This window comes from Citrobacter sp. LST-B2, from assembly GCF_057983045.1.
Window position 1 is genome coordinate 4,032,333 of the sequence record NZ_CP192598.1, and the last position, 16,440, is coordinate 4,048,772.

The window sequence follows — 16,440 nt, forward strand, 5'->3', positions numbered from 1 at the left end:
TCTATTTCTCCAAACCGCCGGCTTTATCAGTCCCGGTCAACCAATGACATCTATGAACACGCGCACCTTCCGGTTGTCTTGCCACGACCTGAAGAAAGCCGAGTAAAGCTAAGGAGAGGGGTATGGGGGATATAATGCGTCCGATTCCGTTTGAGGAACTTTTGACGCGCCTATTTGATGAATATCAGCAGCAGCGCTCGATCTTTGGTATTCCTGAGCAGCAGTTCTATTCACCGGAAAAAGGCAAATCGATAAGCGTATTTGGTGAAACCTGTGCCACCCCCGTCGGCCCCGCCGCCGGCCCGCACACCCAGCTCGCACAAAATATCATCACCTCCTGGCTGACTGGCGGTCGGTTTATTGAACTCAAAACAGTGCAAATTCTCGATCGGCTCGAACTGGAAAAACCCTGTATTGATGCGGAAGATGAGTGCTTCAATACCGAATGGTCGACGGAATTTACCCTGCTGAAAGCATGGGATGAGTATCTTAAAGCCTGGTTCGCCCTGCATTTACTGGAGCAACTGCTGCAACCTTCAGGTAGCGATACCGGTAAATCGTTCATTTTTAATATGAGCGTCGGCTATAACCTCGACGGCATCAAGCAACCGCCCATGCAGGCGTTCATCGACAACATGATGGACGCATCCGCGCACCCTAAATTTGTGCAGTACCGCGACACGCTACAGCGATGGCTGCACGATGAAACATTCCTCGCGCGCCACGGGTTGAACGCACATCGGGAACGTCTACAGGCGCTGCCGGGACGCATTCCCACAAAACTGGTGCAGGGTGTCACGCTGTCCACGATGCACGGCTGCCCACCGCACGAAATCGAAGCCATCTGCCGCTATATGCTGGAAGAAAAAGGGCTGAATACCTTTGTGAAGCTGAATCCGACGCTGCTGGGCTATTCACGCGTACGTGAAATTCTGGACAGCTGTGGCTTCGGTTATATCGGCTTAAAAGAAGAGTCATTTGAGCACGATCTGAAGCTCACCCAGGCGCTGGAAATGTTGCAGCGCCTGATGGCGCTGGCAAAAGAAAAGTCGCTGGGTTTTGGCGTAAAACTCACCAACACCCTGGGCACCGTCAATAACAAAGGTGCGCTTCCCGGCGAAGAGATGTATATGTCTGGCCGGGCGCTGTTCCCGCTCTCAATCAACGTGGCGGCCGTGCTTTCCCGGGCCTTCGACGGCCAATTACCCATCTCCTATTCCGGCGGCGCCAGCCAGTTGACCATCCGCGATATCTTTGACACCGGCATTCGTCCGATCACCATGGCGACCGACCTGTTAAAGCCAGGCGGTTACCTGCGACTCAGCGCCTGTATGCGTGAGCTGGAGTCTTCAGATGCGTGGGGAATGGAACATGTCGATGTCGAACGACTGAATCGACTGGCGGAAGAGGCCGTCACGATGGCCTATACCCAAAAACACTGGAAACCTGAAGAGCGCATTGACGTGGCCGGCGGCTTGCCGCTGACCGACTGCTACGTCGCCCCGTGTATTACGGCCTGCGCCATCAAACAGGACATTCCGGAGTATATTCGCCTGCTGGGCGAGCAGCGTTATGCCGACGCGCTGGAACTGATTTATCAGCGAAACGCCCTCCCGGCAATCACCGGTCATATCTGCGATCATCAGTGTCAGTACAACTGTACCCGTCTGGACTATGACAGCGCTTTGAACATCCGTGAACTGAAAAAAGTGGCGCTGGAAAAGGGGTGGGATGAATACAAACAGCGCTGGCACAAACCCGCAGGCTCAGGCTCTCGTCATCCGGTTGCAGTCATCGGTGCGGGCCCGGCCGGGCTTGCGGCCGGTTACTTCCTTGCCCGGGCAGGACACCCGGTGACGCTATTTGAACGCGAAGCCAACGCGGGCGGCGTGGTGAAAAATATAATTCCTCAGTTCCGTATTCCGGCAGAACTCATCCAGCACGATATCGATTTTGTCGCCGATCACGGCGTGAAGTTCGAATATGGCTGTGCGCCTGATCTGACCGTACAGAGCCTGAAAGAAAAGGGGTTCCACTACGTTCTGATCGCAACCGGTACGGATAAAAACAGCGGCGTGAAGCTCGACGGCGATAACCCCAACATCTGGAAATCGCTTCCCTTCCTGCGTGAATACAATCAGGGAACTGCGTTGACGCTCGGTAAGCATGTGGCGATCGTCGGCGCGGGCAACACGGCGATGGACTGTGCCCGTGCGGCACTGCGCGTGCCGGGTGTGGAGAAAGTCACCGTGGTCTACCGCCGTTCGTTGCAGGAGATGCCCGCCTGGCGTGAAGAGTATGAAGAAGCCCTGCACGATGGGGTTGAGTTCCGTTTTCTCAACAACCCTGAACGTTTTGATGCGGATGGTACACTCACCCTGCGCGTCATGACGCTCGGAGAGCCGGATGAGAAAGGACGGCGCCGCCCGGTTGAAACCGACGAAACGCTGACGCTGCACATCGATAGTCTGATTACCGCCATTGGTGAACAGCAGGATACCGAAGCACTGAATGCAATGGGTGTTCCGCTTGACAGCAAAGGCTGGCCAGAGGTGAATCACAACGGCGAAACCCGCCTCACCGACGTGTTCATGATTGGCGACGTCCAGCGTGGTCCATCATCCATTGTTGCCGCCATCGGCTCTGCGCGTCGGGCCACGGATACCATCCTCTGGCGGGAAAATATCCGCTCCCACCATGGCGATAAACGCTGGAATAACGTCAGCCCCGCTGAAATCTATCAGCGTAAAGGCGAGATCGCGGTCGCGAAGGTCGATAAAGATGACCGTGACGCCTTTGTCGCCCAGGAAGCGGCCCGCTGCCTTGAATGCAACTATGTCTGCAGCAAATGCGTGGATGTCTGTCCGAACCGCGCCAATGTGTCAATTCCCGTGCCGGGATTCCAGAATCGCTTCCAGACGCTACATCTGGATGCTTACTGCAACGAATGCGGTAACTGCGCTCAATTCTGTCCGTGGCAGGGCAAGCCGTATAAAGACAAAGTCACGCTCTTTAGCCTGCCGCAGGATTTCGACAACAGCAGTAACCCGGGCTTCCTGGTGGAAGACGATCGGGTCAGGGTCCGGCTGAATGACCAAAGCTGGGTATTAAACATCAGCCATGATGGGCAGTTCGCCAGCATCCCGCCGGAACTGGATGACATGTGCCGCGTCATTAGCTATGTCCACCAGCATCACCATTACCTGTTAGGCCGCGTGGAGGTGTAATCATGTTGATTCTGAAAAATGTCACCGCCGTACAACTTCATCCGGCCAGCGTGCGTGAAGGGGTGGATATTGCAATCGACAAAGACGTTATTGTTGAGGTGGGTGACGCCCTGACGCAGCGCTATCCGCAAGCGCAATGGAAAGAGATGCATGGGCGAATCGTGATGCCAGGCCTGGTCTGTGCGCATAACCACTTCTACTCCGGTTTATCGCGCGGGATCCAGGCCAATATCGCCCCCAGCCCGGACTTTATCTCAACGTTGAAAAACCTGTGGTGGCGCCTGGACCGGGCGCTGGACGAAGAGTCGCTCTACTACAGCGGACTAATTTGCTCGCTGGAGGCGATTAAGAGCGGATGCTCTGCGGTTATCGATCACCATGCTTCACCAGGCTACATCCAGGGCTCGCTCTCTACGCTGCGTTCAGCCTTTTTAAAAGTCGGTCTGCGAGCAATGACCTGCTTTGAAACCACCGACCGTAACGAAGGTATCAAAGAGCTACAGGCAGGCGTCGAAGAGAATATTCGCTTCGCCCGTCAGATAGACCATGCGCGAGAGAGCGGTAGCGAGCCGTACCTGGTGGAAGCGCACATTGGCGCGCATGCCCCCTTTACCGTGCCCGATGCCGGTCTGGAGATGCTACGCGAGGCCATCAACGCGACCGGGCGCGGGCTGCACATCCATGCGGCGGAAGACCGCTACGATGTCTCCCACAGTCATCATCTGTACGGTAAAGACCTGCTGGTCAGGTTGGCGGAATATGGGCTCATTGACCGTAAAACGCTGGTCGCACACGGCTTGTACTTGTCTGCGGAAGATATCGCCCTGCTGAATCAGCAAGATGCCTTCCTGGTACACAATGCCCGCTCCAACATGAACAACCATGTGGGCTATAACCACCATCTTACCCATATTCGCAATTTGGCGCTGGGGACGGACGGTATCGGCTCCGACATGCTTGAAGAGATGAAATTTGCCTTCTTCAAACATCGCGACGCGGGCGGTCCTCTGTGGCCTGACAGCTTTGCGAAAGCTCTGGCGAACGGCAACGAACTGTTGCACCGCAACTTCGGAGAAAACTTTGGCCAACTGGAAGCCGGTTATAAAGCCGATTTAACCCTCCTCGACTATTCGTCGCCGACGCCGCTGATTGCTGAAAACGTTGCCGGGCATATCGCTTTCGGTCTCGGTTCAGGCAGCGTGCACAGCGTGATGGTGAATGGCGTGATGGTGTATGAAGACCGTCAGTTTACTTTCGATACCGATTCCATTTATGCGCAGGCCCGAAAAGCCGCCGCCAACATGTGGCGGCGAATGGATGCGCTGGCATAGCCCATACCCTCTCCTGAACGGGAGAGGGAGTGATGAGGAATGATGATGATTGAACAATTTTTCAGGCCCGACTCCGTTGACCAGGCGCTGGAACTCAAGCGCCGCTATCAGGAGGACGCCGTCTGGTTTGCCGGGGGCAGCAAACTTAACGCCACGCCAACGCGTACCGATAAGCGGATTGCCATTTCATTGCAGGATCTGGAACTGGAGTGGATTGACTGGGACAATGGCGCATTGCGTATTGGGGCGATGACTCGCCTGCAACCGTTGCATGACGCCCGCTATCTCCCGGCGGCACTGCGTGAGGCGATAGGCTTTATCTACTCCCGCCATCTTCGCAACCAGTCGACCCTCGGCGGCGAGATTGCCGCGCAACAGCAAGAGTCCGTGTTACTCCCCGTCCTGCTGGCGCTGGACGCCCAGTTGGTGTGTGGTGATGGCGAAACTCTGTCGCTGGAAAGCTATCTCGCCGATCCACGCGATCGCCTGCTCACCGAAATTATCATTAAAGATCCCTTCCGCCCTTGCGCCACGCGCAAAGTGAGCCGTTCACAGGCCGGATTAACCGTCGTGACGGCGGCGGTCGCGTTGACTGAGCACGGTGGCATGTGCATCGCGCTGGACGGCGTGGCGGACAAAGCACTGCGCCTGCGTGACGTGGAAACACAAACGCGAGAAGGTACGGAACTGGAACAGGCGGTCGCAAACGCCCTGTTCCCACAGGATGATATTCGGGGCAGCGCGGCCTATAAGCGCTATATCACCGGCGTGGTTGTCGCCGATCTGTATGCCGACTGTCTGATGGCCGGGGAGGACGTTGTATGATGATTCACTTCACATTGAACGGCATGGCCCGTGAAATGAAGATTAACCCGGGCGAAAACGTACAGAAGCTGCTGTTTAGCCTCGGCATGCACTCCGTGCGCAACAGTGATGACGGATTCGGTTTCGCCGGTTCGGACGCGATTCTCTACAACGGTCGCATCGTCAATGCCTCATTACTGATTGCCGCGCAGTTGGATCACGCGGAGATTCGCACCAGCGAATCACTCGGTCAATGGAATGCGTTGAGCCTGGTACAACAGGCGATGGTGGATGTCGGCGTCGTGCAGTCCGGTTATAACGATCCGGCCGCCGCATTGATCATCACCGATCTGCTGGAACGAATCGCGAATCCTACCCGTGAAGAGATTGACGATGCGTTGTCCGGCCTGTTCAGTCGTGATGCGGGTTGGCAGCAATATTATCAGGTGATCGAACTGGCGGTGGCGCGTAAAAACGATCCGCAAGCCCGTATGACTGTCGCCCCCACTTTCCGCGACGATCTCGCGGTGATTGGTAAACCCTGGCCAAAAACCGATGCGGCCAAAATGGTCCAGGCCAAACCCTGCTATGTGGAAGACCGTATCACCCCAGACGCCTGCGTAATTAAAATGCTGCGCAGTCCGCACGCCCATGCGTTGATCACTCATCTCGACGTCAGCAAAGCCGAAGCATTGCCCGGCGTGGTTCACGTGATCACCCACCGCAACTGCCCGGACATCTATTATACGCCCGGCGGGCAGAGCGCGCCTGAACCCTCCCCGCTTGACCGCCGCATGTTCGGCAAAAAAATGCGCCATGTCGGCGATCGTGTTGCCGCCGTGGTTGCAGAGAGCGAAGAGATTGCGCTGGCCGCGCTCGAACTCATTGATGTGAAATATGATGTGCTTAAGCCGGTATTGTCGATAGACGAAGCCATGGCAGACGATGCACCCGTCGTACACGATGAACCGGTAGTGTACGTTGCAGGCGCGCCACAGACACTGGAAGAAGATAACCGCCATGCCGCCCAACGTGGCGAGCACATGGTCATCAACTTCCCGATTGGTTCACGCCCGCGGAAAAATATCGCCGCCAGCATTCATGGTCATATCGGCGATATGGAGAAAGGGTTTGCCGAAGCGGATGTGGTCATCGAGCGCACTTATCACTCCACACAGGCGCAGCAGTGTCCGGCAGAGCCTCACATCTGTTTTACGCGCATGGACGGCGATCGCCTGATCATTCACGCCTCAACTCAGGTACCGTGGCACCTTCGCCGCCAGGTTGCCCGTCTCGTTGGCATGAAGCAGCACAAAGTCCACGTCATTAAGGAACGCGTCGGCGGCGGCTTTGGTTCTAAACAGGACATCCTGCTGGAAGAAGTCTGCGCATGGGCGACCTGCGTGACCGGACGCCCGGTCTATTTCCGCTATACCCGTGAAGAGGAGTTTATTGCCAATACCTCCCGTCACGTTGCAAAAGTCACGGTCAAACTTGGCGCGAAGAAAGATGGTCGCCTGACGGCGGTCAAAATGGACTTCCGCGCCAATACTGGCCCATATGGCAACCATTCGTTGACCGTGCCGAGCAACGGCCCGGCGCTCTCGTTACCGCTGTACCCCTGCGACAACGTCGATTTCCAGGTCACCACCTACTACAGCAATATCTGTCCGACGGGGGCGTATCAGGGCTATGGCGCGCCGAAAGGCACCTTTGCGATGACGATGGCGTTAGCCGAACTTGCCGAACAACTGCACATTGATCAACTGGAGATCATCGAACGCAATCGGGTTCACGAGGGACAGGAACTGAAAATTCTCGGCGCGATCGGTGAAGGGAAAGCGCCAACCTCCGTTCCTTCCGCCGCCAGTTGCGCACTGGAAGCGATCCTGCGTCAGGGACGGAAGATGATCGACTGGTCGTCGCCCAAACCACAGGACGGTGACTGGCGTACCGGTCGCGGGGTCGCCATTATTATGCAGAAATCAGGGATCCCGGACATCGATCAGGCGAACTGCATGATCAAACTGGAGTCCGATGGCACTTTCATCGTCCACTCCGGCGGCGCAGATATTGGCACCGGGCTGGATACGGTTGTCACTAAACTGACGGCGGAAGTGCTGCACTGTGCGCCAGAGGAAGTGCATGTCATTTCCGGCGATACTGACCATGCACTCTTCGACAAAGGCGCTTACGCCTCATCCGGCACCTGCTTCTCGGGGAACGCGGCGCGTAAGGCAGCAGAAAACCTGCGTGAGAAAATCCTCTTTCATGGAGCGCAGATGCTGGGTGAACCCGTTGCTGACGTTCAACTGGTAGCACCTGGCGTTGTACGCGGCAAGCAGGGCGAAGTGAGTTACGCTGAGATCGCGCACAAAGCGGAGACGGGAACTGGTTTTGGCACGCTGGTCGCCACGGCCAGTTACATCACCGCAGACTTCGCATTTCCGTATGGGGCGAACTTCGCCGAAGTCGCGGTGAATACCCGAACCGGCGAAATCCGTCTCGACAAGTTCTACGCACTGCTGGACTGTGGCACACCGGTCAACCCGGAACTCGCACTCGGGCAAATCTACGGGGCGTCAATGCGGGCCATTGGCCATAGTCTGAGCGAAGAGATCCTCTATGATGCCGAAGGCCATCCGCTGACCCGCGATCTGCGCAGTTACGGTGCGCCAAAAATTGGCGACATCCCTCGGGATTTTCGTGCCGTTCTGGTGCCAAGCGACGATAAGGTTGGCCCCTTTGGTGCCAAATCGATCTCAGAAATTGGCGTTAACGGCGCGGCACCGGCCATTGCCACCGCTATTCATGATGCCTGTGGCGTATGGTTACGCGAATGGCATTTCACACCGGAGAAAATACTGACCGCGCTGGAAAAAATGTAACAACGTGGGCCGCTCAGGCGGCCCGCTCACATGACTCAATAACGATTAAATGCCGTCTGCGGAAATGAGATAAGCCGTTCTCAGGGCAACCTGCGCCTCAAATTCGCAGAATTTAATTCTGCTGATTCAGATGATCAAATTTACTTATTAAGGAGTGAAGGGATGTCTGATATATCACGTGCAGGCTCAGATCTGATTTACGAACTGGAGGATCGCCCTCCCTTTCATCAGTCTATTATCGGCGCGATCACCCACCTGCTGGCCATCTTTGTCCCCATGGTCACGCCCGCATTAATTGTTGGCACCGCGCTGCAGCTCTCAACGGAAACCACCGCCTATCTGGTCTCAATGGCGATGATTGCATCTGGCATCGGCACCTGGCTGCAGGTCAATCGCTATGGCATGGTCGGTTCCGGCTTACTCTCGATTCAGTCGGTCAACTTTTCGTTTGTCACGGTAATGATTGCACTGGGCAGCGGGATGAAAAACGATGGATTCCACGAAGAGTTGATCATGTCATCGCTGCTTGGCGTTTCATTTGTCGGGGCATTTCTGGTGGTGGGATCGTCTTTCATTTTGCCTTACTTGCGCAGGGTCATCACGCCGACCGTCAGCGGAATTGTGGTGCTGATGATTGGCCTGAGCCTGATTAAAGTCGGGATTATCGATTTTGGCGGCGGCTTTGCGGCGAAAAGCAGCGGCACCTACGGAAATTACGAGAATATCGGCGTCGGGTTGCTGGTGCTGATCGTGGTGATCGGTTTTAACTGCTGCCGCAGTCCGTTACTGAGAATGGGCGGCATCGCGATCGGGCTGTGCGTGGGTTATATCGTCTCTTTGTGCCTGGGCATGGTGGATTTCAGCAGTATGCGCAATCTGCCGTGGGTCACCATCCCGACCCCTTTTAAGTACGGTTTCCAGTTCAACTTTCATCACTTTCTGGTGGTGGGGACCATTTATCTGCTCAGCGTGCTGGAAGCCGTCGGCGACATTACCGCGACCGCGATGGTGTCCAGACGCCCCATTCAGGGAGATGAATACCAGTCACGCCTGAAGGGTGGAGTACTGGCCGATGGGCTGGTCTCCGTTATTGCCTCTGCGGTGGGTTCACTGCCATTGACGACCTTTGCGCAAAACAACGGCGTTATCCAGATGACCGGCGTCGCCTCTCGCTATATCGGCCGCACCATCGCCGTCATGCTGGTGCTGCTTGGACTGTTTCCCATGATTGGCGGCTTCTTTACCACTATTCCTTCGGCGGTGCTGGGGGGCGCGATGACGCTAATGTTCTCGATGATCGCAATCGCCGGGATCCGCATCATCATCACGAACGGGCTTAAGCGCCGTGAAACGCTGATTGTTGCCACCTCGTTGGGACTGGGGCTGGGCGTCTCCTATGACCCGGAAATATTCAAAATCCTGCCGGCCTCAATTTATGTGTTGGTGGAAAACCCCATCTGCGCGGGCGGTCTGACCGCCATTCTACTGAATATCATTCTCCCAGGAGGCTACCGGCCTGAAGAAGTGCTGCCGGGCATCGTCTCCCCGGAGGAAACGGATTAACGGTAAAGGAGTTTACGATGTCTGGAGAACACACGTTGAAAGCGGTACGCGGCAGCTTTATTGATGTCATCCGCACCGTTGAAAACCCGGAAGAGATCGCCTCAGCGCTGCGATTTTTGGAAGACGGATTGCTGCTGATTCGCCAGGGAAAAGTCGAATGGTTTGGTGAGTGGGAAGCAGGAAAACAGCGGATCCCTGACGCCATCCGTGTCCGTGACTATCGCGGAAAACTGGTCGTGCCGGGATTCGTTGATACGCATATCCATTACCCCCAGAGTGAAATGGTCGGTGCCTATGGCGAGCAGTTGCTGGAATGGCTGAATAAGCACACCTTCCCGACCGAAAGACGCTATGAGGATCTGGAATACGCACGCGAGATGTCAGCTTTTTTCATCAAGCAACTGTTGCGTAACGGCACCACCAGCGCGCTGGTTTTTGGCACGGTGCATCCGCAGTCCGTGGATGCGCTATTTGAAGCCGCCAGCCATATCAATATGCGCATGATCGCCGGCAAAGTGATGATGGATCGTAACGCGCCGGATTACCTTCTGGACGACGCCGAGAGCAGCTACCTGCAAAGTAAGGCGTTGATTGAGCGCTGGCATAAAAATGGCCGCCTGCTGTATGCCATCACGCCGCGCTTTGCCCCGACCTCGTCACCGCAACAGATGGCGATGGCGCAGCGTCTGCGGGAAGAATATCCCGACACCTGGGTACATACCCATCTCTGTGAAAACAAAGACGAAATTGCCTGGGTTAAAAAACTCTATCCTGAACATGACGGCTATCTGGATGTGTACCACCAGTACGGGCTGACCGGCAAAAATTGCGTCTTCGCCCACTGTGTCCATCTGGAAGAGAAAGAGTGGGATCGCCTGAGCGAAACCCACTCCAGCATCGCCTTTTGTCCGACCTCAAACCTCTACCTCGGCAGCGGTTTGTTCAATCTGCAAAAAGCCTGGAGGAAGAAGATCAACGTCGGTATGGGGACCGATATCGGCGCCGGTACCACCTTCAACATGCTGCAAACGCTGAACGAAGCCTACAAAGTGGTGCAACTACAGGGGTACCGACTCTCGGCATACGAAGCCTTTTACCTGGCGACGCTCGGCGGCGCGAAAGCGCTGGGCCTCGACGATCTGATTGGTAACTTTATGCCGGGCAAAGAGGCGGACTTTGTGGTGCTGGAACCGACAGCGACGCCGCTGCAACAACTGCGCTATGACAACTCTACATCCCTGGTCGACAAATTGTTCGTGATGATGACGCTGGGCGACGATCGCTCAATTTACCGCACTTACGTCGACGGACGTCTGGTGTACGAACGGACCTGACAGAACGCTAACATCCTGCTGAGGACATCATTATGTCTGGAGATATTCTGCAAACCCCCGGCGCGTCGAAACCACGCAGCGCGCTGGATAATTACTTCAAGATTACGGCGCGTGGCAGTACCGTGCGTCAGGAAATACTGGCCGGGTTGACCACCTTTCTGGCGATGGTCTATTCGGTCATAGTCGTGCCCGGAATGCTGGGGAAAGCGGGATTCCCACCCGCCGCCGTCTTTGTCGCCACCTGCCTCGTCGCAGGCTTTGGCTCACTGTTGATGGGCCTGTGGGCCAACCTGCCGATGGCGATTGGCTGTGCTATTTCGCTGACCGCCTTCACCGCATTCAGCCTGGTGCTGGGGCAGCAGATCTCGATTCCTGTCGCCCTCGGCGCGGTTTTCCTGATGGGGGTCATTTTTACCGCTATCTCGGTCACCGGCGTCCGGACCTGGATCTTACGAAACTTACCCATGGGTATCGCGCATGGCACAGGGATTGGCATCGGGTTGTTCCTGTTGCTGATCGCGGCGAACGGCGTCGGTATGGTGATTAAAAACCCGTTGGAAGGGCTTCCGGTGGCACTCGGCGCATTTACCTCTTTTCCGGTTCTGATGAGTCTGCTGGGACTGGCGGTCATCTTCGGGCTGGAGAAATGCCGCGTCCCTGGCGGGATCCTGCTGGTGATTATCGCCATCTCGATTATCGGATTGATATTTGACCCTGCCGTTAAATATCACGGCCTGGTCGCCATGCCCAGCCTGAGCGGTGAAGATGGTAAGTCTCTGATTTTCAGTCTTGATATCATGGGCGCCTTACAGCCTGCGGTGCTGCCCAGCGTACTGGCGCTGGTGATGACGGCGGTATTTGATGCTACCGGCACCATCCGCGCCGTCGCCGGACAAGCGAATCTGCTGGATAAAGACAACCAAATCATCAACGGCGGTAAAGCGTTGACCAGCGACTCCATCAGCTCCGTATTCTCCGGTCTGGTGGGCGCAGCGCCAGCCGCCGTCTATATTGAATCCGCTGCGGGAACCGCCGCCGGTGGAAAAACAGGACTGACCGCCGCCATCGTCGGCTGTTTGTTCTTGCTTATCCTGTTCTTATCGCCTCTCTCTTACCTCATACCCGGCTATGCGACGGCGCCTGCGCTGATGTACGTCGGCTTACTGATGCTCAGTAATGTCTCAAAACTGGATTTCAATGACTTCATCGATGCGATGGCTGGTCTGGTCTGCGCGGTCTTTATCGTCCTGACCTGCAATATTGTCACCGGCATTATGCTCGGTTTCGTGACGCTGGTTGTCGGTCGCGTTTTTGCCCGGGAATGGCAGAAGCTGAACATCGGTACCGTCATTATTACCGTCGCGCTGGTGGCGTTCTACGCCGGCGGATGGGCTATTTAAGCGAGGCTCCGCGCCAACGCGCGCGGAGCTGTTCTATCGGCCTCGCCATTCAGGAGAAAACGCATGAGCGCCATAGATTCCCAACTTCCCTCACCGTCGGGGCAGGGCCGCGCCACCGATGAGGTCGACCGTATATTATCGCCTGGCAAGCTGGTCGTACTCGGTCTGCAACATGTGCTGGTCATGTACGCAGGCGCGGTCGCTGTACCGCTGATGATTGGCGACAGACTCGGCCTCAGCAAAGAAGCTATTGCGCTGTTAATCAGCTCGGATCTCTTCTGCTGCGGGATCGTGACCCTGCTGCAATGTATTGGCATCGGTCGCTTTATGGGGATTCGCCTGCCCGTGATTATGTCGGTGACGTTTGCCGCGGTGACGCCGATGATTGCGATTGGCATCAATCCGGATATCGGTCTGTTGGGCATTTTTGGCTCAACCATTGCCGCTGGCGCGATCACCACACTCTTAGCGCCGCTTGTCGGTCGCCTGATGCCCTTATTTCCACCGCTGGTAACGGGCGTGGTGATCACCTCGATTGGTCTGAGCATTATTCAGGTGGGCGTTGACTGGGCTGCAGGCGGAAAAGGTAATCCTGAGTATGGGAATCCGGTCTATTTAGGGATTTCATTTGCGGTCTTAATCTTTATTTTATTAATCACCCGATTTGCCAAAGGCTTCATGTCCAACGTCGCGGTCCTGCTGGGGATCATCTTTGGCTTTGCGTTGTCATGGATGATGAATGAAGTGAATTTGTCAGGCCTGCACGATGCCTCGTGGTTCGCGATTGTCACCCCCATGGCCTTCGGCACCCCTGTCTTTGATCCAGTGTCGATTCTGACCATGACGGCTGTGTTAATCATTGTGTTTATTGAATCGATGGGGATGTTCCTGGCGCTCGGCGAAATCGTCGGTCGCAAACTCTCATCGCAGGATATCATTCGCGGCCTGCGCGTGGATGGCGTCGGGACAATGATTGGCGGAGTATTTAACAGCTTTCCCCACACATCATTTTCCCAAAACGTTGGCCTGGTCAGCGTCACGCGCGTGCACAGTCGATGGGTCTGCATCGCTTCCGGCGTCATCTTAATTTTGTTTGGCATGGTGCCGAAAATGGCGGTTCTGGTCGCCTCCATTCCGCAGTTCGTCCTCGGCGGCGCGGGTCTGGTGATGTTTGGTATGGTACTGGCAACCGGGATCCGCATTCTCTCGCGCTGCAATTACACCACGAACCGTTACAACCTCTACATTGTGGCCATCAGCCTGGGCGTCGGCATGACGCCGACGTTATCGCATGACTTTTTCTCTCGCCTGCCTGCCGTTCTCCAGCCGTTACTGCACAGCGGAATTATGCTTGCCACCTTCAGCGCTGTCGTACTGAATCTGTTTTTCAATGGCTACCACCACCATACCGGGCTGGTGCAGGAATCCGTCTCGGATAAAAACCTGAAGGTCAGAACGGTTCGAATGTGGTTACTGATGCGCAAGCTGAAAAAAAATCAGCAGGATGAATAGCATGAATCTCTTTTGGCGCTGCCTGATTACCTTGCTGTTGCTCATGCTGATGTCGATACCCGCCATTTCTGACGGCATTGCGCTGGGTATCGAAAGTCGCTTCCGGTTTATGCTGCTGTTTTTCTAAAATCACGCCCCGCTCCCGACATCCGTACCGCAAGATGCGGATGTCACATTCCTGTGTTAAACGCTCCCGGCGTTAATCATTTCATCGTGAGATCTCATATACTGGTGTGCGCTTGAGATTGACAGTGAGACATTATGCGACAGGAACACGTCATTTTACTGGATGCACAGGACACCCCTTCCGGCACGCTGGAAAAATATACCGCCCACACCGTTAACACACCATTGCATCTCGCCTTCTCCTCCTGGCTGTTCAATACAGAGGGACAGCTGTTGGTGACTCGCCGTTCGCTGGAAAAAAAAGCGTGGCCAGGCGTCTGGACTAACTCGGTCTGCGGCCACCCTCAACAAGGTGAAAGTCACGAAGAGGCTGTTATCCGCCGCTGTCGTTATGAGCTGGGCGTAGAGATTGCCAGTCTGACTCCCGTCTACCTGACATTTCGCTATCGCGCGACCGATCCCAGTGGGATCGTCGAGAATGAGGTCTGCCCGGTCTATGCAGCACGGGTGACCAGTGAACTGCAGGTCAATCGCGATGAGGTGATGGATTATCAGTGGAGCGATCTGGAGGCGGTTTTACGCGGAATTGACGCGACGCCGTGGGCTTTCAGTCCGTGGATGGTGATGCAGGCGTCAAACGATACGGCGCGAGCGTCACTCCTTAACTTTAGCCGTCAGCAATAAAAAACCCCGGCATGTCAGCCGGGGATTTTTTTATTAGCCGTCGCCGTGAAGCTTATTTGACCGGACGCATCGCCGGGAACAGGATCACATCACGGATGGTGTGGCTGTTGGTGAACAGCATCACCATACGGTCGATACCAATACCCAGACCCGCGGTCGGCGGCAGACCGTGCTCCAGCGCGGTGACATAGTCTTCGTCGAAGAACATCGCTTCGTCGTCGCCCGCCGCTTTCGCGTCAACCTGATCCTGGAAGCGCTGCGCCTGATCTTCCGCATCGTTCAGCTCGCTAAAGCCGTTACCGATCTCACGACCGCCGATGAAGAACTCAAAGCGATCGGTGATTTCCGGGTTCTCGTCATTACGACGCGCCAGCGGAGACACTTCTGCCGGGTATTCGGTAATGAACGTCGGCTGAATCAGATGCGCTTCGGCCACTTCTTCGAAAATTTCCGTCACGATACGGCCCAGACCCCAGCTCTTCTCGACCTTGATACCAATGGATTCAGCAATCGCTTTGGCGGAGTCGAAGTTATCCAGTTCAGCCATTTCCGTTTCCGGACGGTATTTCTTGATAGCCTCGCGCATAGTCAGTTTTTCGAACGGTTTGCCGAAGTCGAACACTTCATCGCCGTAAGGCACTTCCGTTTTACCCAACACGTCCTGCGCCAGCGTACGGAACAGAGACTCGGTCAGTTCGATCAGATCTTTATAATCCGCATAGGCCATGTAGAGTTCCATCATGGTGAACTCTGGGTTATGACGCACGGAGATCCCTTCGTTACGGAAGTTACGGTTGATTTCGAATACGCGCTCGAAGCCGCCAACCACCAGACGCTTCAGGTACAGTTCCGGCGCAATACGCAGGTACATGTCCAGATCCAGCGCATTGTGATGGGTGATAAACGGACGCGCAGACGCGCCGCCTGGGATCACCTGCATCATCGGGGTCTCAACTTCCATAAAGCCGCGACCGACCATGAACTGGCGGATGCCTGCCAGGATCTGAGAACGCACTTTAAAGGTGTTGCGGGATTCATCGTTAGAGATGAGATCCAGATAGCGCTGACGATAACGCGCTTCCTGATCCTGCAAACCGTGGAATTTATCCGGCAGCGGACGCAGCGCTTTGGTCAACAGACGCAATTCGGTGCAGTGGATAGACAGTTCGCCGGTTTTGGTTTTGAACAGCTTTCCTTTGGCGCCGAGGATGTCGCCGAGATCCCATTTTTTGAACTGCTCGTTGTAAACACCTTCCGGCAGATCGTCACGGGCAACGTACAGCTGAATGCGGCCACCCACGTCCTGCAACGTCACAAAGGACGCTTTCCCCATGATACGACGGGTCATCATGCGGCCTGCAACGGACACCTCGATGTTCAGCGCTTCCAGCTCTTCGTTCTCTTTCGCATCGAAGTCAGTATGCAGTTGGTCTGAGGTGTGATCGCGACGGAAATCGTTCGGGAAGGCGATACCCTGCTCACGCAGGCCAGCCAGTTTCTCACGACGCGTTTTCAGTTCGTTATTAAGATCGGCTACCGCGTCAGCGCCCTGTGCGTGTTGTTCAGACATG

General features: G+C 55.6%; 11 protein-coding genes. 10 read left to right on the plus strand and 1 reads right to left on the minus strand.

Annotated features, from left to right (window positions below; genetic code table 11):
- Nucleotides 1–122: 122 nt before the first annotated feature.
- The 10 genes from ygfK to idi all read left to right on the plus strand — a co-directional run bounded on the left by ygfK (nucleotide 123) and on the right by idi (nucleotide 14,869).
- Entirely contained in the window at nucleotides 123–3,227 is a 3,105-nt protein-coding gene (ygfK, locus tag ACQ0PY_RS19365) for a putative selenate reductase subunit YgfK (protein ID WP_109739476.1), read from the plus strand.
- Nucleotides 3,228–3,229: 2 nt separating this feature from the next.
- Nucleotides 3,230–4,558, plus strand: a complete 1,329-nt coding sequence (gene ssnA, locus ACQ0PY_RS19370) for a putative aminohydrolase SsnA (RefSeq protein WP_044264399.1) — start codon at nucleotides 3,230–3,232, stop codon at nucleotides 4,556–4,558.
- A gap of 45 nt (nucleotides 4,559–4,603) precedes the next feature.
- Nucleotides 4,604–5,383: a molybdopterin-dependent oxidoreductase FAD-binding subunit gene (gene ygfM / locus ACQ0PY_RS19375; protein WP_042999377.1), complete on the plus strand. Its 780-nt coding sequence runs from the start codon at nucleotides 4,604–4,606 to the stop codon at nucleotides 5,381–5,383.
- On the plus strand, nucleotides 5,380–8,250 hold the full coding sequence (locus ACQ0PY_RS19380; protein ID WP_061069614.1) for a molybdopterin-dependent oxidoreductase Mo/Fe-S-binding subunit: 2,871 nt from the start codon (nucleotides 5,380–5,382) through the stop codon (nucleotides 8,248–8,250). Before ygfM ends, ACQ0PY_RS19380 begins: the two co-directional genes overlap by 4 nt.
- 162 nt (nucleotides 8,251–8,412) lie before the next feature.
- Nucleotides 8,413–9,813, plus strand: a complete 1,401-nt coding sequence (locus tag ACQ0PY_RS19385; RefSeq protein WP_042999375.1) for a nucleobase:cation symporter-2 family protein — start codon at nucleotides 8,413–8,415, stop codon at nucleotides 9,811–9,813.
- A gap of 17 nt (nucleotides 9,814–9,830) precedes the next feature.
- A complete protein-coding gene (gene guaD, locus ACQ0PY_RS19390) occupies nucleotides 9,831–11,147 on the plus strand; it encodes a guanine deaminase (RefSeq protein ID WP_044264405.1) in 1,317 nt (438 codons plus the stop codon).
- Nucleotides 11,148–11,179: 32 nt separating this feature from the next.
- On the plus strand, nucleotides 11,180–12,547 hold the full coding sequence (gene ghxQ / locus ACQ0PY_RS19395) for a guanine/hypoxanthine transporter GhxQ (protein ID WP_058587097.1): 1,368 nt from the start codon (nucleotides 11,180–11,182) through the stop codon (nucleotides 12,545–12,547).
- 63 nt (nucleotides 12,548–12,610) lie between these two features.
- On the plus strand, nucleotides 12,611–14,059 hold the full coding sequence (locus ACQ0PY_RS19400) for a nucleobase:cation symporter-2 family protein (protein WP_061069612.1): 1,449 nt from the start codon (nucleotides 12,611–12,613) through the stop codon (nucleotides 14,057–14,059).
- Between the two features lies 1 nt (nucleotide 14,060).
- Entirely contained in the window at nucleotides 14,061–14,186 is a 126-nt protein-coding gene (locus tag ACQ0PY_RS19405) for a hypothetical protein (RefSeq protein ID WP_099433739.1), read from the plus strand.
- Nucleotides 14,187–14,320: 134 nt separating this feature from the next.
- Entirely contained in the window at nucleotides 14,321–14,869 is a 549-nt protein-coding gene (gene idi, locus ACQ0PY_RS19410; protein WP_042999371.1) for an isopentenyl-diphosphate Delta-isomerase, read from the plus strand.
- Nucleotides 14,870–14,921: 52 nt separating this feature from the next.
- Here idi and lysS read toward each other — a convergent pair whose 3' ends face one another.
- Complete coding sequence (gene lysS, locus ACQ0PY_RS19415; RefSeq protein ID WP_042999370.1) at nucleotides 14,922–16,439, minus strand: lysine--tRNA ligase; 1,518 nt, start codon at nucleotides 16,437–16,439, stop codon at nucleotides 14,922–14,924.
- Between the last annotated feature and the right edge of the window lies 1 nt (nucleotide 16,440).